Source organism: Bradyrhizobium sp. McL0615, assembly GCF_049993905.1.
In the GTDB taxonomy this organism is placed as follows: Bacteria; Pseudomonadota; Alphaproteobacteria; order Rhizobiales; family Xanthobacteraceae; genus Bradyrhizobium.
The window spans coordinates 8,741,452-8,764,012 of record NZ_CP188254.1 but is presented as its reverse complement, the minus strand read 5'-3'; the positions used below and the strand labels follow the sequence as shown (position 1 = coordinate 8,764,012).

General features: G+C 64.9%; 17 protein-coding genes. 13 read left to right on the top strand and 4 right to left on the bottom strand.

Annotation, left to right across the window (positions count from 1 at the left end; genetic code table 11):
• The first annotated feature begins 22 nt into the window (after nt 1-22).
• From ACPPVP_RS42195 to ACPPVP_RS42185, 3 genes are all read left to right on the top strand, one after another.
• The gene (locus ACPPVP_RS42195) at nt 23-445 is read left to right on the top strand and encodes a BlaI/MecI/CopY family transcriptional regulator (protein ID WP_426529947.1); all 423 of its coding nucleotides are present in this window, start codon (nt 23-25) and stop codon (nt 443-445) included.
• A complete protein-coding gene (locus ACPPVP_RS42190; protein WP_426529945.1) occupies nt 445-2,985 on the top strand; it encodes a M56 family metallopeptidase in 2,541 nt (846 codons plus the stop codon). Before ACPPVP_RS42195 ends, ACPPVP_RS42190 begins: the two co-directional genes overlap by 1 nt.
• Before the next feature lie 102 nt (nt 2,986-3,087).
• Entirely contained in the window at nt 3,088-4,191 is a 1,104-nt protein-coding gene (locus ACPPVP_RS42185) for a serine hydrolase domain-containing protein (RefSeq protein WP_426529943.1), read from the top strand.
• Nucleotides 4,192-4,367: 176 nt separating this feature from the next.
• Here ACPPVP_RS42185 and ACPPVP_RS42180 read toward each other — a convergent pair whose 3' ends face one another.
• Nucleotides 4,368-6,290, bottom strand: a complete 1,923-nt coding sequence (locus tag ACPPVP_RS42180; protein WP_426529941.1) for a serine hydrolase — start codon at nt 6,288-6,290, stop codon at nt 4,368-4,370.
• A gap of 227 nt (nt 6,291-6,517) precedes the next feature.
• Between ACPPVP_RS42180 and ACPPVP_RS42175 the strand changes: the two genes are divergently transcribed.
• The 4 genes from ACPPVP_RS42175 (at nt 6,518) to ACPPVP_RS42160 (ending at nt 9,988) form a co-directional block, all read left to right on the top strand.
• On the top strand, nt 6,518-7,960 hold the full coding sequence (locus ACPPVP_RS42175; RefSeq protein ID WP_426529939.1) for a DUF1800 domain-containing protein: 1,443 nt from the start codon (nt 6,518-6,520) through the stop codon (nt 7,958-7,960).
• A gap of 2 nt (nt 7,961-7,962) precedes the next feature.
• The gene (locus ACPPVP_RS42170) at nt 7,963-9,213 is read left to right on the top strand and encodes a DUF1501 domain-containing protein (protein ID WP_426529937.1); all 1,251 of its coding nucleotides are present in this window, start codon (nt 7,963-7,965) and stop codon (nt 9,211-9,213) included.
• Nucleotides 9,214-9,250: 37 nt separating this feature from the next.
• A complete protein-coding gene (locus ACPPVP_RS42165; protein ID WP_426529935.1) occupies nt 9,251-9,574 on the top strand; it encodes a hypothetical protein in 324 nt (107 codons plus the stop codon).
• A 162-nt stretch (nt 9,575-9,736) separates the two neighbouring features.
• Nucleotides 9,737-9,988, top strand: a complete 252-nt coding sequence (locus tag ACPPVP_RS42160) for a hypothetical protein (protein WP_426529933.1) — start codon at nt 9,737-9,739, stop codon at nt 9,986-9,988.
• Between the two features lie 309 nt (nt 9,989-10,297).
• Here ACPPVP_RS42160 and ACPPVP_RS42155 read toward each other — a convergent pair whose 3' ends face one another.
• Nucleotides 10,298-13,093 carry a [protein-PII] uridylyltransferase gene (locus tag ACPPVP_RS42155; RefSeq protein ID WP_426529931.1) on the bottom strand — a complete coding sequence of 932 codons (2,796 nt, stop codon included), beginning with the start codon at nt 13,091-13,093 and terminating at the stop codon, nt 10,298-10,300.
• A gap of 195 nt (nt 13,094-13,288) precedes the next feature.
• Between ACPPVP_RS42155 and ACPPVP_RS42150 the strand changes: the two genes are divergently transcribed.
• The 6 genes from ACPPVP_RS42150 (at nt 13,289) to ACPPVP_RS42125 (ending at nt 18,379) form a co-directional block, all read left to right on the top strand.
• Complete coding sequence (locus tag ACPPVP_RS42150; RefSeq protein ID WP_426529929.1) at nt 13,289-14,263, top strand: aliphatic sulfonate ABC transporter substrate-binding protein; 975 nt, start codon at nt 13,289-13,291, stop codon at nt 14,261-14,263.
• Nucleotides 14,264-14,470: 207 nt separating this feature from the next.
• Nucleotides 14,471-15,322: an ABC transporter permease gene (locus ACPPVP_RS42145; RefSeq protein ID WP_426529927.1), complete on the top strand. Its 852-nt coding sequence runs from the start codon at nt 14,471-14,473 to the stop codon at nt 15,320-15,322.
• A complete protein-coding gene (locus ACPPVP_RS42140) occupies nt 15,322-16,107 on the top strand; it encodes an ABC transporter ATP-binding protein (protein ID WP_426529925.1) in 786 nt (261 codons plus the stop codon). The genes ACPPVP_RS42145 and ACPPVP_RS42140 overlap by 1 nt, the downstream gene beginning before the upstream one ends.
• A gap of 58 nt (nt 16,108-16,165) precedes the next feature.
• Nucleotides 16,166-16,675, top strand: a complete 510-nt coding sequence (locus ACPPVP_RS42135) for an OsmC family protein (protein WP_426529923.1) — start codon at nt 16,166-16,168, stop codon at nt 16,673-16,675.
• Nucleotides 16,676-16,806: 131 nt separating this feature from the next.
• Nucleotides 16,807-17,616 (top strand): hypothetical protein, encoded by an 810-nt coding sequence (locus ACPPVP_RS42130; RefSeq protein ID WP_426529921.1) that lies wholly within the window; start codon nt 16,807-16,809, stop codon nt 17,614-17,616.
• 55 nt (nt 17,617-17,671) lie between these two features.
• Nucleotides 17,672-18,379 carry a GrlR family regulatory protein gene (locus ACPPVP_RS42125; RefSeq protein WP_426529919.1) on the top strand — a complete coding sequence of 236 codons (708 nt, stop codon included), beginning with the start codon at nt 17,672-17,674 and terminating at the stop codon, nt 18,377-18,379.
• A gap of 192 nt (nt 18,380-18,571) precedes the next feature.
• Here the strand turns inward: ACPPVP_RS42125 and ACPPVP_RS42120 are convergent, their stop codons facing one another.
• Both ACPPVP_RS42120 and mutS read right to left on the bottom strand, forming a co-directional pair.
• A complete protein-coding gene (locus tag ACPPVP_RS42120) occupies nt 18,572-19,606 on the bottom strand; it encodes a hypothetical protein (protein WP_426529917.1) in 1,035 nt (344 codons plus the stop codon).
• 68 nt (nt 19,607-19,674) lie between these two features.
• The gene (gene mutS / locus ACPPVP_RS42115) at nt 19,675-22,410 is read right to left on the bottom strand and encodes a DNA mismatch repair protein MutS (protein WP_426529915.1); all 2,736 of its coding nucleotides are present in this window, start codon (nt 22,408-22,410) and stop codon (nt 19,675-19,677) included.
• Nucleotides 22,411-22,561 lie beyond the last annotated feature (151 nt).

Sequence of the window (22,561 nt, the reverse complement as noted above, 5' to 3'; positions counted from 1 at the left end):
CCCGAGATCGCAAGGTAGCACCATGGATGACAGCCTGCCCGAACTGGGCGACCTCGAGCGCGAGGTGATGCAACTGGTTTGGGCCAACGGTCCGGTCACGGCCGAGGCCGTCCGCGAGCGGCTTTCCCGTCCGCTCAAGGAATCCACCGTCCGCACCGTGCTGCGACGATTGGAAGACAAGGGCTACACCACGCATACCGTGGATGGACGCACCTATGTCTACCAGGCGGCGGAGCCGCGCGCGCGTGTTGCGGCAAAAGCGGTCCAGCGCATCGTCGACTGGTTCTGCAACGGCTCCGTCGAAGAGGTTCTGGTCGGCATGGTGGACACGGCGATGCTCGACCAGCGTCAGCTACGCACGCTGGCCGACCAGGTTGCGAAGGCCAAGACCAAGACTGAGACCAAAGCCGAGATCAAAACAGAGGCGAAGGGTAGGAGGAGATAATGCTGGCGATTCTGGCGGAGTCGGCGCTGCGCGCCCTGCTTCTCGGAGGCGTCGTTTGGATTGGCTTGAATCTCATGCGGGTACGGAATCCGCACGTGCACATGACCTGCTGGGCCATGGTGCTGGTGGCGTCATTGTCGATGCCGCTGTTGATGCATTGGACCACGGTGACCGTCACCGTGAACGCGTTGCCGGTGCCGGCCGCGGAACATTTTTGGCCGGCCGGCAGCTCCTGGAGCAGCCCGTCGCCGGAGCCGCTGCAGGACATGCCCGCGACTGCGCAGGGGATGCCTGCCGCTATCGGCAGCGCGCATACCCCGCCGGTGAACTGGCTGGCCCTGGCCACCATCGTCTATGCGCTGGTTGCCGGCCTGCTGTTGTTGCGGCTGGCGGTCGGCCTTTATCTGACCTGGCGTCTGGCGCGCGCCGCCAAGCCGATGCGCGCACCCTGGACGGCCGACTGGAGCGTGCGCGTGAGCAGCGTGATCGCCGGGCCCGTCACCTTCGGGTCGACCATTCTGCTGCCGCCGCAATGCTTCGACTGGGATGTGCACAAGCGCCAGGCCGTGCTGGCGCATGAGGGCGCCCACGTCGCCAACCGTGATTTCTATCTGCTGCTGCTCGCCTCGTTCAATCGTTCGGTATTCTGGTTCAGCCCGTTCGCGTGGTGGCATCACACAAGGCTGGCCGAGCTGGCCGAAATCATCAGCGACGCAACGGCGCTCGAAGTGGTCGAGGACCGGCTGTCTTACGCCGAGATTCTGCTCGATCTCGTACAGCACGTTCGGCGGGCGCCGGCGGGCATCGAAATGGCGAGGGCGTGTACGGTGCGCAGCCGGGTGGAGCGCATTCTGGCGGCCACCGCGGCGCCTGCGAAACTGGGCTGGGGCAAGCGAATCGGAACCGCGGCCGTCATCCTGCCGGTCGTCATGGTGTCTGCCGGCTCCATCGCCTACCGCGCCGCGCCGGTGTCAACGCCGGCGATCGACCGTGTGGTCGATGCCGCGACTGCGGTGCGCAAGCCGCAATCCGTCTCCTTCTATTCATTGGGTCGCGCATCGATCTTCACTGTCTCCCGGGAAGGCGACGATTTCTTCGGGCAAGTCAGCGGACAGCGAAAGCTCCGGTTGGCGGCAGCGGGCGATGGCACCTATTCCTACCCGGCGTCGGCCGGCCCGATCACGATGGCCGTCGGCCATGAGACGCAGCCGGCTGCGCCGGTGCTGAGCCAGAACGGCCGGGACATCAGCGCCATCAGGGTCGCCGAATTGTCGTCGCAGAGCGTCGAGGCCGGTGGCGCGCCGCTGGATTCATATGTCGGCGCTTACCATCTGGGACTTGGCCGCCTGCTCACCGTCACCCGTGAGGGTGAACGGCTGTCCGCGCAGGAGACCGGACGGCCGAAATTCGAGATCGTGCCGCGCGGCGTCGATGCCTTTGCGAGCAGCCAGGATGATCTGGTTGTTTTCCTGCGCGACGGTCAGTCCAAGGTAACCCAGGCTCTGCTGTACGAGCCGGTGTATGGTGCCCGGTTGGCGCCGCAGGTCACCGCGGCCAGGGCGAAGGCGATCGAGGAAGACTTTTCACGCCGGATCGCGGCGGCGCCGGATCGGTTCAGGGATCAAACCCCGCTATCGGGCAGCAAGGAGATGATCCTGCGAGGGATCGATGATCTGCAACGCGGAACGCCCAATTACGAGCGGATGAGCACGGCGCTGGCGGGCAAGATCCGGCGTCAGGCGTCCGAGCTGCAGGCGATGTTCAAGGCGTTCGGCGTGGTGGAATCGATCTTCTTCCGCGGTGTCGGCCCGGGCGGCTACGACATCTACGGCGTGAAGTTCGCCAATGGCGTCGCGGAATTCCGCATCCTGCTGGCGGCGGACGACAAGGCCGACGATGTCATCTTCCGGCCGGACGGCAACAGCAAGCCCGGTGGCATCGCCGCCTGTTCGGAGGAAGCGAGCCTCAGAGCCACGGCCGAGACCGCGCCGATCAAGGTGCTGATCTACAATGGCAGCGGCAGCGATCTTCAGCTCTTCAAGCTTGACGCGGAGGGCAAGCGCTCAGCCGTTGGTACGATCGGCGAGGAAATGACGTTTCCGGTCACGACCTATGTCGACAGTCCATGGCTGATCGCCGATCGGTCGGGCAAGTGTCTGGAGATCGTGCTGCCGGGACAGCAAACGCGCTTCCATACGGTCGAGGCGAACCTCCGGTCCGGCGGCGCAGTGGCGCCGCGCACCGTTCCGCTGGCGGGCAGCGAAGCGATGCTGCGCGGATATATCGAGGCCGTTGGCCGCGGCGAGCCGGACTACGAGCGTATGACGTCCGAAGTCGCGGCGCAGACGCGCCAGCAGCTTCCCTTCAACCGGGCCATTCTCTCCAGGCTCGGCGCCCTGCGCGCGATGTCGTTCCGGGGCGTCTCAGGTCTCGGCAGCGATGTCTATATCGCCCAGTTCGCCAACGGTTCGGCGGAGTGGCGCATCGGTCTGGCCAAGGACGGCACCATCGGGCGGATTGCGCTGGGTCCGCAGTACTAGCGGTCCAAGCAAAGGCTGAGAACGAGAGACTCTTGTGTGAGACGGCGTCAGTTCATTTCGCTTCTCGGGGGAGCTGCGCTGTCACCACTTACGGCGTTGCCGGTGCATGCGGGCCTGCCCGACGGCTGCGGTATCCCGCTCGCGCGAGACGACGGCTGGCCCGTCGCCTCCGTCAACGAGGATAACCTCATAGACCGTGCGGCGCTGTGCAGGATGGCTGATCGGCTCGCCTCAAGCGCTGCCAATGTGCACTCCGTACTGGTCGCACGCGGCGGCAAGTTGGTGTTCGAACGGTACTTCAGGGGTCCCGACGAGATTCCCGGCCGCTTTTACGGCCGCCGGGTGGAAAACGTTACCTTTGATGCCGATACACTGCATGACATGAAATCGGTTTCAAAGAGCGTTGCGTCACTCGTGATCGGGATCGCGATCGATCGCGGGCTGATACGCAGCGTCAACGAACCGATTTTTAGCTTCTTCCCCGAGTTGGAAGATTTGCGGTCTCCTGAGAAGGATCGCATCCAGCTGTTCCACGCGCTCAGCATGTCGATGGGGCTGGCATGGGTGGAGGCAACACCGGCTACGGGAGATGATAACAACGACGAGGCGGGCATGAATAGGTCGCGAGATGCGTGCCGTTACGTCCTCGGTCTTGCGACGACTGCTCCGGCGGGACAAGAGTTCTTCTACAACACCGGCGCGCTCGCCCTGGTGTCGGCCATCATCCGCAAGGCAACCGGACGCCCCCTCGACGAATTTGCGCGTGAGGCGTTGTTCGAGCCTCTAGGCATTACCGCCGTTGAGTGGGAACGGCGCAAGGGAGACACCGATGCCGGCGGGGGATTGCGTTTGCGGTCGCGCGATATGGCAAAAATCGGCCAGCTCGTCCTCGCGGGCGGTCGTTGGAACGGCCACCAGATCGTTTCCAGGGAATGGATCGAGACCTCGACGGCGCCGAAGATCAAGGCCGCGGACGGTCAATCTTATGGATACCTATGGTGGCTCGGTCGCTCCGTGCTCAATGGGCGCGAGGTCCAGTGGGTAGGCGCGCTCGGTCGTGGCGGGCAGTCGATTCGTATCGTGCCGGAGCTCGATCTCGTTGTCGTGGTGACCGCGGGATACTACCAGGACTACAGCCCGCGAGCGTTTCAAGTGCAGTACGGCGTCTTCAAGGACGTCCTGCGGGGGATTTCGCCTCCGGGCTAAGCTGGAAGCCGCGCTGTGTTGTTGTGTTTGTGACAGCACTTCGCGTCACTTCGCTGCCGCGGCGGCAACGCCGGGCCAAAATAGTGCACTGGATGCGAGCTTGATGAGGTCAGGTCGTTGCTTGTCATATCGGGTCGCGACTGGGCAGACCTTCGCGTCTCCTCTTTCGTGTCCCGTCAGTTGATCCGCTGACCCGTGATCTGCCATGGCCCCGGATTGAGCACCAGGCGCATCGGGCCAGCCCCGTCGCGTAGGAAGGCAAGGCGGGTGTGGTCGCCGCCATCCACGAAGAACTCGTTGCTTGACGTGGGAACGACCGTAGTCGCTGCACCTTTCTCAAAATCGAGGAGCGGCAGGTCTCCGCTTGCCTCGATCAACAGCTGGCCATCCTTGCTGACGACTCGAAGATCGGCAGCTCCTTGCAGTCGGATCTGGGCGCGGACGAGCGACAGCTCGATTGGCCTGTCCTGCCCCTTGCGTACGATCCTCAGACGAACCGGGGTGTTGACGGGTCCGCGCATCTTCTCGATCGCCTGGCCCAGCGAAAGGCCCTGAGTCGCCGCGTCATCGAGATGCGTGATGATGTCACCTGCCATGATGCCGGCCTTGGCGGCGGGCATGCCCGGGATCGGAGACTTCACCTTTACGATTCCCTGCTCCATGGCGACGTCGAGGCCGAGGCCGCCGAACTCGCGGGGCACCTGCATGTCACGTGAACTGGGCGATCCGAGCCTGTAGGTTCCCTCGAAAGCCGCGAGCGCCGCCTGATCGATCGCCGCGGTTGCCGCTGTCGGTGCGCCGTGGTCGGGAATCAGGAAGGCGCCGTATGTGAGATTGCGAAAGGGAGTCCAGAACTGGTCGTAATTCTCGGTCCCAGCCTGGATGAGCTGTATGGCGATCAGCTGCTCCGCCGGGTCGACCCAAAAGTAGCTGCCCCAGCGCCCGTTCCAGGTGTAGCTGCCGACCGATCCGGGCACCCAGCTCTGTGTCGCATCAGTACGGATCGCGAAGCCGAGCCCGAAGGTCGAGCCGCCCCGTGGTCCCACGGCAGTGTCGCTGGTGAAGCGGATATCGGGCGGCAACGCGCTCGTGGTCATCCGCCGGACGGTTGCAGGCGACAGGATGCGCACGCCGTCGAGCTCACCACCGTTGAGCAGCATCCGGCAGAATCGCAGATAGTCGCCAGCCGTCGACACCAGTCCGCCGCTGGCCGAGAACATCGTGGTCGGCTTGGTGACGTCCCGATCAGGACGAATCGGCACACCCGCTGGTGGGTCGATCAGGCGGGCGAGCTTCTCCGGCGGCACCCAGAAGGCGGTGTCGACCATGCCGAGCGGTTTGAACAGGCGGCTGTCGAGAAACTGATCGAGCGGCTGGCCTGAGGTGACCTCGACGACCCGTCCCAGCACTTCGACACTGAGACCATATTCAAAGACCTCGCCTGGCTGATAGGCGAGCGGGATCCGCACCAACCCGGAAACGAGATCCTTCAACGTCCTGTCGCGTGCGTAGCTTGGCCAGTACTGCCCGCTGTCGCGGTAGAACTTGTGCACGGCCGTATTGCCTTCGGGGTAGACGAGGCCGGATGTGTGGCGCAGCAGGTCCTCAACCGTCATCGGGCGCTTCTGCGGCTCAAGCGCGAGCTTGCTCGGTCCACCCGCCGGATCGGTCGTCTCGACACCGACCATCATCTCCTTGAGCTCGGGAAGATACTGATGGACCGGGGCGGCGAGGTCGAGCTTGCCCTCTTCGACCAGCATCATGGCGGCGACGCTGGTGACCGGCTTGGTCATCGAGGCGATCCAGAAGATCGCATCGGGCTGCAGCGGGATGGTCTTTGCCCGGTCGCGAAAGCCAACAGCTCGCAGATACGCGATCTTGCCGTTGCGCGCGATCGCCGAAACCGCGCCCGAGAAGGCGCCGGCATTGATCTGCGACTGTTGCCAGGCAGCGATCCGCGCCAGCCGCGATGACGAGAAGCCGACGGCTTCCGGGTCGCTCACCGGCGCGACGGCGTACGCGCAAGCGGCAGTGGCAAGGCCGAGTGTCACGAGACTGAGGATCGACAATGCCGCGAGAAGGCGATGCAGGCACTTCATTCGGGTCTCCCTTTCCGGCTTGGCGAGAGTGATCGGCGGCGGGCGCAAAGGTGAGGTCGTCGGACCTTCGGAAAGCGGTCATCCGTGGCCGATATGCTACAACGCGTAACATTAACCATGCTTGTGGTCAATCCGGCAGCCTTTGGCACTCAATCGGTGCTTGCATCGCAGTTGTCCAAGTGCTACTGTTCGTAGCACTACACGACGTCGCATCCTCGGGTGTTGCCATGAGCCGTTCTGCAAAGGCCGAAGCCGTGCTTGCCCTCCACCGGTTCGGGATGGCGCCGCGTCCGGGATCGATCGCGGCGATCGAGGCCGATCCGCGCGGCGCGCTGATCGCCGAGCTCGATCGTCCCGCGATTAGCGAACTCGCCGCCGCCAGCCTGCCGTCGAGCGCCAAGGCCTATCGCGCGGTGACCGACGCGTTTGCGAAGCGGCAAGCCAAGGCGATCGTTGCCAAGAAGGAGCAGGACGCGAAACGCCAGCAGATGGCGGAAGCGTCCACGATGATGGAAGGCGCCGCGCCGGGTACGGGCGATATGGCGGCAAAGATAGCCGCCGAAGCCGTGCCCGATCCGGGACGGCCGATCTATCTCGAAGAGGCGCGGATTCGTACTGCGGCTGCGTTCGGCGCTGAAATCGGATTTGTCGAGCGGCTGGTCTGGTTCTGGTCCAATCATTTCTGCGTCTCGGCCGACAAGATCCGCAGCATGTCCGGCGCCTATGAACGCGAGGCCATCCGCCCTCACGTGCTCGGCCGGTTCTCCGATCTGTTGCTGGCGGCCGAAGGCCATCCGGCCATGCTGTTCTATCTCGACCAGACGGTTTCGATGGGCGCGAATTCGACCGCCGGCATCAACCGCACCCGCGGGCTGAACGAAAATCTCGCGCGCGAGATTCTCGAGTTGCATACGCTGGGCGTGCGGACCGGCTATACCCAGGACGACGTCATCGGCTTCGCCAACATTCTCACCGGATGGACCCTGGTGCCGCCGGGCGACAATCCCGAGCATGGCGGCGAATTCACCTTCAATCCGCGCCTGCACGAGCCCCGCGCACAGAAGGTGCTGGGAAAATCCTACGACGACGAAACGGTGGAGCAGGGACGCGCCGTGCTGCGTGATCTCGCCGCCAATCCCGCGACCGCTTCGCATGTGGCAACCAAGCTGGCGCGCCATTTCGTCTCCGATACGCCGCCGCCTGCGCTGGTGGAGCGGATGGCGAAGGCCTTTCTCGATACCGGCGGCGATCTCAAGCAGGTCGTCAGGGTGATGGTCTCTTCCGACGAAGCGTGGACGCAGCCGCCGGCCAAACTCAAGCGGCCCGGCGAGTGGGTGGTCGGCATGGTGCGCGCAACCGGGATCACGCAGGCTGACCCCACGCGGTACACGGACGGACAGGTCCTGCTCGGCGAACCGCTGTGGCGTCCGCCGTCGCCGAAGGGTTTTCCGGACGATGAAGCATCCTGGATCGACGGCATGGGACGGCGGCTCGACGTCGCCAATAATTTCGCCGAGCGCATCGCAGGCCGGACCGATCCCCAGGAGGTCATCGAGACCGTGTTCGGGTCAGAGGTGTCGCCGGAGGTGAAGCAGGCGGTCGGCCGCGCCGAGAGCCGTCAGCAGGCGCTGGTGCTGCTGTTCATGTCGGCCGAATTCCAGAGGAGGTGAGCATGAATTTTCGCCACCATCTGCCATCCCGTCGCGAGGCGCTGATCGGCGCAGGCAGCCTGTTCGCGTGGAGCCAGATGCCGCGGCTCGCACGCGCCGAGGGCCGCGATCCGCGCATGCTCGTCATTGTGCTGCGCGGCGCGCTCGATGGTCTCGGTGCGGTCGCTCCCGTCGGCGATCCCGACTGGATCGGCTTGCGCGGCGACCGCGCGCTCGCGCTCGACGGCAAGCCGCCGGCGCTGCCGCTCGACAGCTTCTTTGCGCTCAATCCCGCGATGCCGAACCTGCACCGGCTCTATAAGGCGCAGCAGGCGACCATCGTGCACGCCACCGCAACGCCCTATCGCGATCGCTCGCATTTCGACGGCCAGGACGTTCTCGAAAGCGGCATCGCGCGGCCGGGTGCCGTCGACACCGGCTGGCTCAACCGCGCGCTAGCCGAATTGGCTTCGGACGGCCGGGTCGATCCGCGCGGCAGCCGCGTGCTTGGCGTCGGCTCGGTGACCCCGCTGGTTGTGCGCGGCCGCGCGCCGGTGCTGTCGTGGGTGCCGCAAAAATTGTTACCGGCCAACGAAGACACCCAGGCCCGGTTGCTGGATCTCTACAAGCACACCGACCCGAAACTGGCGGCCGCGCTCGAGGCAAGGATTCGTCTGGCCGCGCTCGGCGCCACAGGACTATCGGATGCAGCCATGGTCGACGGCGCTGCACTTGCAGTTCCCGGCATCGCCGGGGTGCGGGCTTATTTTGCGGAAGCCGCCGGCACGGCGGCGCGCTTTCTGGCCAAGCCGGACGGCCCGCGGGTCGGCGCGGTCGGCTTCATCGGCTGGGACACCCACATCAACGAGGGCGCGGCCTCCGGTCAGCTCGCCAATCTTCTCGGTGCGCTCGACGGCGCGCTGGCGGCGATCGAGACCAACATGGGCGATGCCTGGCGCGAGACGGTGGTCGCCATCATCACCGAGTTCGGACGCACCGCGCGCATCAACGGCACCAACGGAACCGACCATGGCACCGGCACCGTGGCCTTTCTGGCCGGCGGTGCGCTGCGCGGCGGGCGTGTGATCGCCGACTGGCCGGGATTGAAGCAAGCCCAGCTCTATGAGGAACGCGACCTCAAGCCCACCACCGATCTGCGCGCCGTGCTCAAGGGCCTGCTCCGCGATCATCTGAGAGTCGACGAGCGTGCGCTCGCCAGCACCGTGTTTCCCGACAGCATCGGCGTCGCGCCGACTGCCGGTCTCGTTGGTTAGTCACTCGAGGAGACAAGCTGTGAAGAGGAAATCTGCCATGAAGTCGTTCGCCATCGTCCTGTCGCTCGCCATTTCCACCATCGTGCTGCCATCGGGATTGACGACGGCGTCAGCCGGCAAGATGAACGGCAAATGTTGCCAGTCGTCCGACGGCGGACGCTCCTACCGATACCGGATGTCCATGCGGCGGGCCGCGATCCCGCATACCTGCAGCGCCTATGCCGCCTCCTGCATCCGCAATTCCAGCACGCGGCCGGACCGGTCGCAGATGTGCGGTGCTGCAAAATCGCAATGCCTGCAGAACGGGGTCTATGTCGGCCCCTACAGCGGCAGGCAGATCGCCGGCATGCAGAAGATCTAACCCTCGCGCCATTTTTTCCGATGTCTCCTGCTTCCGCATCCTGGCGTTTCCTATGTCGATACTCACAGGCCGCGAGCTCGAATTCCTCACCAGTTTGAATGGCAACTGGACGAGGCTCTATCACAACGAGCTCGCGCGTCTCCTGCACAAGGTTGACGACCGATGCGACGCCCACCACGAAACCCATTCCATCATTCAGATCTCGGCGGCCCGTTCCTGGCGTTCGCGCCGAAATTCTGTGACGACGACCAAGACGTGACGCGCGGGCGGTTGTCGGACGACCACCTGCCTTACCCGACGCGGCATCAGCGGTCGTCCGTTCTCTCGCTGCTGATCGATGCACTGCGCTATCGCAGGCATCGTGCAGTGGCGCGGTCGGTCGCTACCAAGCCGGCCGCGGGCGAGGACCCGTAACGCCGTCGTGACGGTCGCGCCCGTCGATCGTAGGATGGGTAGAGCGAAGCGAAACCCATCGCCGCCAACGCATGTTCAGTCGTCATCACCCGCGCAGGCGGGTGATCCAGTATTCCAGAGAAGTCAATAATTAAACTGATAGGCCGCGGCGTACTGGATCCCCGCCTGCGCGGGGATGACAGCGGTATATGTGTCGTTATTTCCCCGTCATTGCGAGCGCAGCGAAGCAATCCATCTATCCCCGCATCAAAGTGTGGATTGCTTCGCTGCGCTCGCGATGATGTGGAGAGAGCGAGGGTCACCAAATAGCTACGCCGCCGGCTGCGCGACGGTGTCTTCGCTGGCGAGCAGATGAATCAGCGCGCTCTTGATCGCGGCCTGCCGGGTCGGCGCGGTGATCTGGGCGCCGAGCAGGTCGGTGACGTAGAACACGTCGCGGGCGCGTTCGCCGAAGGTCGCGACATGGGCGGAAGCAATGTTGAGGTTGAGCTTCGAGATCGCGGTCGTCAGTTGATACAACAGGCCGGGGCGGTCGAGGCCGGAGACCTCGATCACGGTGTAGCGGTCCGACCATTGGTTGTTGATGGTGACCTCCGGCTCGACCACGAAAGCGCGCACCTTGCCGCGGTTGGCGGCCTTGCGCGCCACCACTTCGGGCAGCCGCAGCTTGCCCTCCAACACCTGCTCGATCATCTCGCCGATCCGGGTGGCGCGGCGTCCCTCGTCCTCGTCGCGGTCGTATTCCCTTGAGATCGCGATGGTGTCGAGCGCGCGACCATCGGTGGTGGTGTAGATCTGCGCGTCGACGATGTTGGCGCCGGCCGACGCGCAGGCGCCCGCAATGATCGACAGCAGCCACGGATGGTCGGTCGCCAGTATCGTCAGTTCAGTGACGGCGCGCGCCTCGTCGAAACCGACATTGATCGCAAGCTTGTGCCCGGCCAGTTCGCTGGCGCGGATGAAACGCGCCTGGCGAATCTTCCGCTGCAGGTCGACCTTGAGCCAGTAGGCCGGATAATGGCGGCCGATATAGGCATTGAGCTCGGCTTCCGGCCACTCGTTGAAGGCGGCGCGGAATTCGCGTTGCGCCACCGCGATGCGTTGCGCGCGGTTCACTTCCGAGAAGCCGCCGGTCAGCACCGGCTCGGTCTCATAATATAGCGTACGCAGCAACTGCGCCTTCCAGCCGTTCCACACGCCGGGGCCGACGCCCCTGATGTCGGCGGTGGTCAGGATGGTCAACAGCTTCATCTGCTCGACCGATTGCACGACGGCGGCGAAATTCTCGATCGTCTTGCGGTCGGAGAGGTCGCGCGACTGCGCTACCGTGGACATCGTGAGGTGCTCTTCAATCAGCCACGCCACCAGCTCGGTATCGGCGGCGTTGAAGCCGAGCCGCGGGCACAGCCGCCGCGCCACCCTGGCGCCGGCGATCGAATGATCCTCCGGCCTGCCCTTGGCGACGTCGTGCAGCAGCGTGGTGATGTAGATCACCGCGCGATGCTCGGGGCGGATCTTGCGGAACAGGTCGCTGGCGACCGTGAACTCGTCATTGCCGCCGCGCTCGATCTCCTGCAGATGGCCAATGCAGCGGATCAAATGCTCGTCCACCGTGTAATGGTGGTACATATTGAACTGCATCATCGACACGATCTTGCCGAAGGCACGGATGAAGTGGCCGAGCACGCCGGTCTCGTTCATGCGCCGCAGCACGGTCTCGGCGTTATCGGAGGTCAGGATCTCCATGAACAGCCGGTTGGCTTCGGGATTTTCGCGAAGCTGGGAGTTCACCAGCTTCAGCGAGCGCGTCACGGTGCGCATCGCGTCGGGGTGGAAGGCGAGGTTGTTCTTCTGCGCCAGCTGGAAGATCCGGATCAGATTGACCGGGTCGTGCTTGAAGATGTCGGGGGCGGCGAGGTTGATGCGGTTATTGTCGATGATGAAGTCGTCGCTGTCGGGTACCCGCCGCCGCTGGGCGCCCGGCCGCAGCCGCGCCACCATGCGGCTCAGCACCGGCGCGGGCTTGGCCTGCTCGTCCTCCAGCTTGGCGCACAGGATCGCGGTCAGGTCGCCGACGTCCTTGGCGACCAGGAAATAGTGCTTCATGAAGCGTTCGACATCCTGCATGCCGGGATGCGAGGTGTAGCCGAGCCGGACCGCGATCTCACGCTGCATGTCGAACGACAGCCGCTCTTCGGCGCGCCCCGAGACGAAATGCAGATTGCAGCGCACCGACCACAGGAAGTCGGCGCAGCGGCGGAAGGTGCGGTACTCCTGCGCGTCGAACACGCCGCGTTCGACCAGCTCGTCGGTCTCGCGCACGCGATAGACGTATTTGGCGATCCAGAACAGCGTGTGCAGATCGCGCAAGCCGCCCTTGCCGTCCTTGACGTTGGGCTCGACCAGATAGCGCGACTGCCCAGCGCGGCGGTGGCGTTCTTCGCGTTCGGCGAGCTTGGCGGTGACGAATTCGGACGCCGTGCCCTGCACCACGTCCTTGTCGAAGCGGGCGACCAGTTCGTCATAGAGCGGCTGGTCGCCGGTGAGAAATCGCGTCTCCAGGATCGCGGTGCGGATCGTCATGTCGCCGCGCGCCTGGCGGATGCATTCGTCGACCGAGCGCGTGGCGTGGCCGACCTTCAATCCCATGTCCCACAGGCAATAGAGAATGGCCTCGGCGACCTGCTCGCCCCAGGCGGTCTGTTTGTAGGGCAGGATGAACAGCAGATCGATATCGGATTCCGGCGCCATCAGGCCGCGGCCATAACCGCCGGTGGCGACCACCGCCATGCGCTCGGCGCCGGAGGGCACATGCGAGCGATAGAGATGCCGCGTCGCGGCCGAGTACAGGATGCGGATGATTTCGTCCTGCATGAAGCAGAGCCGTTCCGCGCAGCGGCGGCCGTGGCGATCTTTCAGCAGCACGGCCTGCGCGGTGGCGCGGGCCTCTATCATCTCGGCCTTGAGCAATTGCGCCAGCGCCGAGCGAAACACGTCTTCGCGGCCGGCATGTTTTTCGGCCAGCGCATCGACCGCCGCGGTGATCCGCGCGGTATCGAAACGATCATCCGCTCCGGAGCGGTCCTCAGTCACGACGCTATCCATGATCTATCCCGATATCGGACGGCGCGGGGGCTGTCACTGACGATTGTAGGCCAACAGCAGTTCTATGCTGGATTTGGATCGGTTTGGATAAAGCCGTCCTCGCCACGGCCCGCTGCCGGCACGTATTTTCTTGTTGCGTTGCCGAATAACTTGTTGAAAGTAATTACGTTTCTCACGGCATCAAGGGAGGGGACCATGCCCAGGATTTCACGGCGCGCACTGGCTGCAATCATCGCGGTCTCGACCTTGCTGCCCGGCGCGGCCTTTGCCGCCGACGCGCTCAAGGAGATTCGCATCGACTGGGCGACCTACAATCCCGTGTCGATGGTCCTCAAGCAAAAGGGATTGCTGGAGAAGGAATTCGCCAAGGACGGCATCAGCGTGGTCTGGGTGCAGTCGGCCGGTTCCAACAAGGCCCTCGAATTCCTCAACGCAGGCTCGATCGATTTCGGATCGACCGCGGGCTCGGCGGCGCTGGTCGCCCGGATCAACGGCAACCCGATCAAGTCGATCTATGTCTATTCGCGGCCCGAATGGACCGCGCTGGTGACATCAAAGGATTCCAAGATCGTGTCCGTCGCCGATCTCAAGGGCAAGCGCGTCGCGGTGACCCGCGGCACCGATCCGCACATCTTCCTGGTGCGCGCGCTGCTCGGCGCCGGCCTCACCGAAAAGGACATCACGCCGGTGCTGCTGCAGCACGCCGACGGCAAGACCGCGCTGATCCGCGGCGATGTCGATGCCTGGGCCGGTCTCGATCCGATGATGGCGCAGGCCGAAGTCGAGGAGGGCGCAAAACTGTTCTTCCGCAAGGCCGACGCCAACACCTGGGGCATCCTCAATGTGCGCGAGCAGTTTTTGAAGGACTACCCCGACGCCGTCCGCCGCGTGCTCGCGGTGTACGAGGAAGCGCGCAAATATTCGCTGGCCAATTACGACGACCTGAAGAAGACCTTCATCGGCGTGACCAAGCTGCCGGAAGCCGTCGTCGACAAGCAGCTCAAGGAACGCACCGAACTGACCCACAGCCGCATCGGCGCCCCGCAGCGCGATTCGATCCTCGCCGCGGGCCTAGCCTTGCAGCAGGCCGGCGTCGTCGACGCCAAGGTCGACGTCAAGGCAACGCTCGATGCGCTGATCGACGACCAGGTCCCGCTGCCGACGAATTGATGCGCTTACCCTCCCCTGGAGGGGGAGGGTCGACGCTCATGCAATGAGCGGCGGGGTGGGGTGACGGTCTCTCCGCATCCAACAGTGCCCGAGTTGATAGATCACCCCACCCCGTTTCGCATTTCGCTTCGCTCGATGCGAACCAACCCTCCCCCTCCAGGGGAGGGTAAGCCCACCTTGCAATCCCGCGCGAGAAGCGTTCTTGCTATGACCATGACAGTTGAACTCCCCGCGCTGGAACGCACCGATGCGATGACGCCGCAAGCGTCGCCCGCCCGCCTGCGCCGCTATGCGCGGCCGGCGCTCGGGCTGTTGCTGCCGGTCGGGCTCGCGGTCATCTGGGAAGTCTGGGTCGGGCTCGGTTATTCCACCGGCCGGCTGGTGCCGCCGCCGACAAGAATCTTCGCGACCGTGATGGAACTGACGAAGAGCGGCGAGCTGTCGCGCCATATCACGGCGACGGTGACGCGCGTTGCCGCCGGCTTCGGCCTCGGCGTCGCCGCCGGAACCGTTTTTGGCGCGATCTCCGGCTATTGGGGCCTGGCGCGGCAACTCCTCGATCCGACCGTGCAGGCGTTGCGCGCCATTCCCTCCATCGCCTGGGTGCCGCTGTTCATCCTGTGGCTCGGCATTTTCGAGACCTCGAAGATCGCACTGATCGCAGTCGGCGTGTTCTTCCCGGTCTATCTCGGTGTGATGGGCGCGATCCTTTCCGTCGATCGCAAGATCGTCGAGGTCGGCCGCATTTTTCGCCTGAGCGGCCCGGCGATGATCCGGCGCATCCTGCTGCCCGCGGTACTGCCGGCCTATGTTGTCGCATTGCGCGTCGGTCTTGGTTTGGGGTGGATGTTCGTCGTCGCCGCCGAATTCATGGGCGCGTCCGAAGGACTCGGCTATCTCCTGATCGACGGTCAGCAGCTCGGCAAGCCGGCGCAGATCGTGGCGGCGATCGTGATCTTCGCAATCCTCGGCAAGACCACCGACTGGCTGATCGAAATCGCCACCGCGCCCTTGCTGCGCTGGCAGGATGCGTTCGGCCGCCAGAGCGGAGCCGCCTGATGCTCGCGCTGGATCGCGTCGGCAAAACCTATCCCAACGGCGTCCACGCGCTGGAGCGGTTTTCGGCCGAGATCAGGCCCGGCGAAATCGTCGCCATCATCGGCGGCTCCGGCTGCGGAAAATCGACGCTGCTGCGCGCCGTCGCCGGCCTCGACCGCTCCAGCACGGGCACGGTGACGCTGGACGACGTTGTGATCACGACGCCGCACGCCAAGATCGGGATCATCTTCCAGGAGCCGCGATTGCTGCCCTGGCTCAGCGTCGCCGACAATATCGGCTTCGGCCTGACGGATCTGCCGGCCGCTGCGCGGCGCGAGAAGGTGGCGCAGGCGCTGGCGCGGGTTGGCCTTGCCGACAAGGCAAAAGCCTGGCCTCGCGAACTCTCCGGCGGGCAGGCGCAGCGGGTGGCGATTGCGCGCGCGCTGGTGCCGCAGCCGGAAGTGCTGCTGCTCGACGAGCCGTTCTCCGCGCTCGACGCCTTTACGCGGCGCGACCTGCAGGACCATCTGCTCGATCTCTGGAACGACACGCGGCCGACCCTGGTTCTGGTGACGCACGACGTCGACGAAGCCGTGGTGCTGGCGGACCGCGTGCTCGTGATGCGGCCGCGGCCGGGCCGGCTGTTCGAGGCGATCAGGATCAATCTGACACGGCCGCGCGACCGTTCCTCACCATTGTTCGAAAATTTTAAGCGTCACGTGCTGACCGCGCTCGATCGCTCGCTCGACCGCAATGTGCCCGACGCCGACCCAAAAACCATGGCCGGCGAAGCGATGTGGTGGTGACATCGGGGCCATTTCGCACTAAATCCGGCGTGGCAAAAAGAACAACCGGGAGACGAAGATGGACGCCGCCGAACTTCGCGCGATGCAGGCCCCGATCAAGGAACGCTACAAGACCGACCCTTCGGCCGCGGTCATTACCCTGAAAGCCAGAGGCTCGATCGACAATGAAGGCATCGCCTGCAAGGTCGAGACCGGCCGGGCGCTGGCGATAGCCGGCCTGCACCCCGCCACCGGCGGCTCCGGCCTGGAGCTCTGTTCGGGCGACATGCTGCTGGAAGCCCTCGTCGCCTGCGCCGGCGTCACGCTGAAATCGGTGGCCACCGCCGTCGACGTGCCGCTCAAAAGCGGCACGGTCATCGCCGAGGGCGATCTGGATTTTCGCGGCACGCTCGGCGTCGACAAGGAAGCCCCGGTTGGATTCGAGGAAATCCGTCTGCGCTTCGAGGTCGGAACCGATGCGCCGCAGGACAAGCTCGACCTGCTGCTAAAACTCTCCGAGCGTTATTGCGTGGTCTATCAGACCATCAAGAACGGCCCGAAGGTCTCGGTGTCGATGAAGCGGGTCTAGTTCGGTGTCGTCCCTGCGAACGCAGGGACCCATAACCACCGAAGTCCATGGGTGCGGGAAGTATCAGCCCACACCTTCCAAATCGAGAAGCCGCGGCGTATGGGTCCCTGCGTTCGCAGGGACGACGAATAATGTCCCCCGAACTCGCCTTCGTCCTCACGCTCGCGCTGCGCATGGCGTTCGCCGCGGCGTTCGTGGTGACGGCTTCCATCGTCACCGAACGTTCGGGTCCCGTGATCGGCGCGCTGATCGCGACGCTGCCGATTTCGGCGGGGCCGTCCTATGTGTTCCTCGCACTCGATCATGACGCCGCCTTCATCGCCGAGGGCGCGCTGGCGAGCCTGCCGATCAACGCGGCGACGATCTTCCTCGGGCTGACCTATGTCGTGCTGGCACAGCGGCATGGCGCGCTGCTCAGTTGCCTTTCGGCGGTGGCCGTATGGCTCGTGCTCGCCACGATCATCCGGTCGCTGCAATGGTCGCTGGCCAGCGGGCTGATCGCCAATGTCGTCGCTTACGCGATCTGCGTCCCACTGCTCGCCCGCTACCGCCACGCCAAAATGCCGCCGGTCAGGCGCCGCTGGTACGACATCCCGCTGCGGGCGTCGCTGGTCGCAACGCTGGTGGCGACGGTGGTCACCACGTCGAGCTGGGTCGGCCCCAAAGTCAGCGGCATCATCGCGCTGTTCCCGATCGTGTTCACCTCCATGATGCTGATCCTGCATCCCCGCATCGGCGGGCCGCCGACCGCGGCCGTGCTCGCCAACAGCGCCTGGGGGCTGATCGGGCTCGGGCTCGCGATTGCCGTGCTGCATGCCGCCGCGCTGCAGTTCGGCTCGGCGATCGGGCTCAGCCTCGCGCTGGCGACCTGCATCGGCTGGAACCTGGGCCTGTGGTGGATCGGGCGCAGGAAGGCCGCGCGGACCAAGCCGCAAGTTTGATGGCCGACGGCGAGGAGACCCGATAGACTGGCGGCGGGACGGACGAGGGCGCGCGGTGGAGGGATTATACAAGGTCGAATACGACATCAGCGGCGGCACCGGCCGCAGCGTGCTGTACGCCCATGCCGGAACAATGCTCGGCGGCAATACGGCCTTCGCCCATTTCGGCACTTACGAAAATGTGGACGGCGAGATCATCGCCAGGCTCAGAACCCGGCGCCACAGTGCATCGCCGCACCGGAGAAACCTGGTCAGCGCCGACGCAGTCACGATCAACATAAGCGGCAAGCCGCAGGGCGACGTCTGGCATTTCGCGGGCAGCGTCGTGGAAGACGCCGGCTCGGTGTTCCGCGCGGTCATGACGCCGCTCGGCAATGACGACATCCCGCCGCCGGGGCTGGTCGGCGAAGGCGGCATCGTCAGCGGGCTTTACTCGATCGACATCCGGATGCTGGACGGCATCGCCGGCGGGCAAACCGGCGTGATGCTGCTGAAAGACGGCCGCATCCTCGGCGGCGACGCGTTCTTCTATTATCTCGGCGCCTACACTTCCGCGAATGGCCGCTGGAAGGGCGAGTTCGTCAACCAGGAGCACACCCCGGCAAAGGACGAGCATCCGCTGTTCGGCGGTCATGAGGTCGGCATCGGCTTCTCGGGCCGCTGTCGCGCCGAGGGTGCAGAGATCGAGGCGACCGCATTGGTTGGCAAGCTCAGCATCCGCTTCGCGGCAACGCTGAAATTGATCCAGCCCTTCGCCGGGTGAGGGGCGCCGTCGGCTTCGTGGCCCGGATGAGCGCAGCGACATCCGGGGCCACTCTCACACCGTCCCGGATATCGCTGCGTTCATCCGGGCTACGGGTACCCCTTCGGCAGCTTCGCCTTCAGCGCATACAACGCCTCCAGCGCTTCGCGCGTTTCGAACCGTGAGGCTCCGCTTGCGTCGATGTCTTCCGGACTAGAGATCCGCTGCCCGCGGATGTCTCAACAGGAAGTCAGCCCGTGACCGCACCGATGAACTTCTGTCTGCGGCCAGTTGAGCAACTAACTTTTCTTCACTGGGTATCTGCGACCGCGCGGCGATCATCGCATCTGCGACGATCTTTCTCACGAAAGGTGATTTGTCGCGGATACCCGCTTCGACGAAATCGGCAGGGGGGCGATCTCTCCGGACGTCACGAGTCTCCAGTGTAGGAATACGCCGTCGCAAGCCGTAGACCTTATCGATCCAAGCCCATTCAAAGCCCACGGGCCAACGAGCCTTGCCAGAGATCAGGCAGCGATACGCGATCGCTCTAACCGCGGGTTGAATGGCGGTCGCCGCGAGTTGAGGTAGGTGCTGATCGATGTCGGGATATCGCAGTGCGTTTCCAAGGCAGATTCCCAGCGAACCAGTTGGACGCTTCTGCAACTGCATTGCCAAGGCCGCAAGCACATCGTCGCGCACGAAAATCCGGTCGAGCGCGTTCGCCTCATCGCGCCATCGACCCCAAACTAGCCGTCGTTCGAGCAAGTATGCCGCCGTGTCTGCTGCAACGGCTGCGGGCACTTCAGCAGAAATGCGCTCGACGCAACGCCGTGCGGCTTCACGCACGGGTTCGACCCAATCGTTCAGGCGCCAGGCCAGGGCAGCGAGAAAGAATGCGGACCTTGGAGGAGCATCGAAGGATCGGAGCGCGGCTTGTCTCACATGGCCATCGGGATGGAATAGAAAGAGCCATGCATAGTCGGGATTTCTGATTAGGAGTTCTCGCTCGGTCGATGGCACGCTCAGCAGCTTGTCCACCAATGAAGGCTGTGGCCAGCTGAGGCCGGCGGCGGCCCACGCAATTTCGCGGCTGGCTCGAACGATCTGGGCGGCCGGAAGCGTGGAAAGCTCTGTTAAGGCCTCGTCGAGCGCCCAATCAGATCGCTCGCGTCCGAGCGCCCTCCCCAGCGTCGACAATTTTGCCGTGAGTGACGGAGAAAGGATCGTTCGAGTATCCAAGGCCATTGCCTATCTTCGCAGCATTTCGGCAGCGTTGGAAGATCGGAGGCGCAATGCGGCCTCCCCACTGCGAATTACCCCTTCGGCAGCTTCGCCTTCAGCGCGTACAACGCCTCCAGTGCCTCGCGCGGCGACATTTCGTCGGGATGCAGCGCCTTCACGGCCTCCATCATTTGCTCGGCCTCGCTCGGCGGCGCAGCTTCAGCGGCGGCGCGGGAGGGGACGGCGAATAGCGGAAGATCATCGGCGAGCGCACGCGCGGTCTGGCCGCGGTCCTGCGCCTCGAGTTTTGCGAGTACCGACTTGGCGCGGGCGATCACGGCTGGCGGCAGGCCAGCGAGTTTCGCGACCTGGATGCCATAGGAGCGGTCGGCCGAGCCCGGCAGCACCTCGTGCAGGAACACGACGTCGCCCTGCCACTCCTTGACGCGGACGGTAGCGTTGAACATTCGCGGCAGTTTGGCCGAGAGCGCGGTCAGCTCATGATAATGCGTGGCGAACAGCGCGCGGCAGCGGTTGGCCTCGTGCAGATGCTCGATCGCGGCCCAGGCGATCGACAGGCCGTCGAAGGTAGCGGTGCCGCGGCCGATTTCATCGAGGATGACGAGCGAGCGTTCGCTGGCCTGGTTGAGGATCACGGCGGTCTCGACCATCTCGACCATGAAGGTGGAACGGCCGCGCGCAAGATCGTCGGCAGCGCCGACGCGTGAGAACAGCCGATCGACGACGCCGATCCGTGCGCGCGATGCCGGCACGTAGGAGCCGATCTGCGCCATCAGCGCGATCAGCGCGTTCTGGCGCAGGAATGTCGATTTGCCGGCCATGTTAGGGCCGGTGATCAGCCAGATCTGGCCGGATTTTTGCGCAGGCCCCGGCGAGAGATCGCAAGCGTTGGCAATGAACGGCTGGCCGTCGCGCTTCAGCGCCTGTTCGACCACCGGATGCCGGCCGCCTTCGACGGCAAAGCCGAGCGAGCCATCGACCTCGGGCCGCACGTAATTGTCGTCGACCGCGAGCTTCGCCAGCGCGGTTGCGACATCGAGCAATGCAAACGCATGTGCAGCGGCGCGCAGGTCGTCGCTGGCGGCGAGCGCCGTCGCGCAGAGCCGCTCGAAGATTTCGAGTTCGAGATTGAGCGCGCGGTCGCCGGCATTGGCGATCTTGGCCTCGATCTCTCCAAGCTCGGACGTCGTGAAACGAACCTGGCCGGCCAGCGTCTGGCGATGGATGAAGGTCGCATTCAGCGGCGGCGACATCAGTCGGTCGCCGTGCTGCGCCGTCACCTCGACGAAATAGCCGAGCACGTTGTTGTGGCGGATCTTGAGCGCCTTGATGCCGGTGTCCTCGGCATAACGCGCCTGCATCGCGGCGACGACGAGGCGGGAGGCATCGCGCAGATTCCGGCTCTCGTCGAGCGCGGGCTCATAATTCTCGCGGATGAAGCCGCCGTCGCGCTTGATCAGCGGTAGTTGTTCGGCGAGCGCGCGTTCGAATTCGTAGGCAAGGTCGCGCGAGGGACGGCGCAGCGCTTCCATCACCGCAATGATTTCCGACGGCGGGGCCTCCAGTTGCGCGAGCCGCGCCAGCGCCTGATCTGCGGCAAGGATGCCGTCGCGCAGGCCGGCAAGGTCGCGCGGGCCGCCACGTCCGACCGACAATCGCGCCAGCGCGCGCGACATGTCGGGCGCCGCCTTGAGCGTGGTGCGGACATCATCACGTGTGGCGCTATCGGCGACGAACGTCCCAATTGCATCCAGCCGCCGCGCGATGCCCGCGCTGTCGGTAAGCGGCGCGGCGAGGCGTTGCGCCAAGAGGCGCGAGCCGGCGGCAGTTACCGTGCAGTCGATCGCATCGAGCAGCGATCCGCGACGCTCGCCGCCCAGCGTGCGCGTCAGCTCGAGGTTGGCGCGGGTGGCTGGATCGATCGCCATCGTCGTGCCGGCGGCCTCGCGCGACGGCGGCGACAGCGGCGGACGTTTGCCAACCTGCGTGCGGTCGATATAGGTGACGGCGGCGGCCGCCGCGGTCGCCTCCAGTCGCGACATCGCGGCGAGGCCATCCATGGTCGCAACCGCGAAATAATCGCACAGCCGTCGCTCGGCAGTGGCGCCGTCGAAGACGTCGCGGGTCAGCGGCGTCACCGCGGGCAGTTCGCGTAGCGTTTGGCCGAGTTCCGCATCGCCATAGAGCGCGTCGGTGACGATGACCTCGTTCGGATTGATCCGCGCCAGCGTCGCCGCCAGCTCCGCGGTCGCGCATTCCGTCACCATGAATTCAGACGTCGAGATATCGATCCAAGAAAGCCCGACGCGATCACCGCCGCTCGATCCGCGGGCGCGCGCGATCGCCAGCAGGTAGTTGTTGGTGCGGGCATCGAGCAGGGTGTCTTCGGTCAGCGTGCCCGGTGTCACCAGCCGCACCACGCCGCGCGCCACCGGCCCTTTGTTGCCGCGGGCACGGGCAGCGGCGGGATTTTCCGTCTGCTCGCACACGGCCACGCGATGCCCGGCATTGATCAGCCGATGCAGATAGTCCTCGGAGCGCTCCACCGGCACGCCGCACATCGGGATGTCCATGCCCTGGTGCTTGCCGCGCTTGGTCAGCACGATACCGAGCGTCCGGGAGGCGATCTCGGCGTCCTCGAAGAACAGCTCGTAGAAATCGCCCATCCGGTAGAACAGCAAGAGCCCGGGATGGGCGGACTTGATCTCGAGGTACTGTTCCATCATCGGCGTGACGCGCGAATTTGCGTCAGCGGCCGGCATGGCTTCGGGGGGCGCGGGGGCGGGGATGGATTGCTGGATCGTCATCAGAGCGTTTTCAAGTGAAGTGGGTACCGGTTCGCGTGAAGAAAACGCGTCAAAGTAAGAAGCTGGAGCCGGCCACGGCTCCAGGGGGCGCAACCTACAAAATTTCGCCGCCCGGTCCTATTCCCTTACCCCCGTTGTCAGAGTTTTCCAC

What these genes read in the sequence shown, in the direction of transcription:
- ACPPVP_RS42130 (WP_426529921.1), top strand. Translation starts at nt 16,807, where the DNA reads ATGTCCCCCGAACTCGCCTTCGTCCTCACGCTCGCGCTGCGCATGGCG.
- ACPPVP_RS42160 (WP_426529933.1), top strand. Translation starts at nt 9,737, where the DNA reads ATGCGACGCCCACCACGAAACCCATTCCATCATTCAGATCTCGGCGGC.
- ACPPVP_RS42175 (WP_426529939.1), top strand. Translation starts at nt 6,518, where the DNA reads ATGAGCCGTTCTGCAAAGGCCGAAGCCGTGCTTGCCCTCCACCGGTTC.
- mutS (WP_426529915.1), bottom strand. Translation starts at nt 22,410, where the DNA reads ATGACGATCCAGCAATCCATCCCCGCCCCCGCGCCCCCCGAAGCCATG.
- ACPPVP_RS42120 (WP_426529917.1), bottom strand. Translation starts at nt 19,606, where the DNA reads ATGGCCTTGGATACTCGAACGATCCTTTCTCCGTCACTCACGGCAAAA.
- ACPPVP_RS42135 (WP_426529923.1), top strand. Translation starts at nt 16,166, where the DNA reads ATGGACGCCGCCGAACTTCGCGCGATGCAGGCCCCGATCAAGGAACGC.
- ACPPVP_RS42170 (WP_426529937.1), top strand. Translation starts at nt 7,963, where the DNA reads ATGAATTTTCGCCACCATCTGCCATCCCGTCGCGAGGCGCTGATCGGC.
- ACPPVP_RS42180 (WP_426529941.1), bottom strand. Translation starts at nt 6,290, where the DNA reads ATGAAGTGCCTGCATCGCCTTCTCGCGGCATTGTCGATCCTCAGTCTC.
- ACPPVP_RS42155 (WP_426529931.1), bottom strand. Translation starts at nt 13,093, where the DNA reads ATGGATAGCGTCGTGACTGAGGACCGCTCCGGAGCGGATGATCGTTTC.
- ACPPVP_RS42165 (WP_426529935.1), top strand. Translation starts at nt 9,251, where the DNA reads ATGAAGTCGTTCGCCATCGTCCTGTCGCTCGCCATTTCCACCATCGTG.
- ACPPVP_RS42190 (WP_426529945.1), top strand. Translation starts at nt 445, where the DNA reads ATGCTGGCGATTCTGGCGGAGTCGGCGCTGCGCGCCCTGCTTCTCGGA.
- ACPPVP_RS42150 (WP_426529929.1), top strand. Translation starts at nt 13,289, where the DNA reads ATGCCCAGGATTTCACGGCGCGCACTGGCTGCAATCATCGCGGTCTCG.
- ACPPVP_RS42195 (WP_426529947.1), top strand. Translation starts at nt 23, where the DNA reads ATGGATGACAGCCTGCCCGAACTGGGCGACCTCGAGCGCGAGGTGATG.
- ACPPVP_RS42145 (WP_426529927.1), top strand. Translation starts at nt 14,471, where the DNA reads ATGACCATGACAGTTGAACTCCCCGCGCTGGAACGCACCGATGCGATG.
- ACPPVP_RS42140 (WP_426529925.1), top strand. Translation starts at nt 15,322, where the DNA reads ATGCTCGCGCTGGATCGCGTCGGCAAAACCTATCCCAACGGCGTCCAC.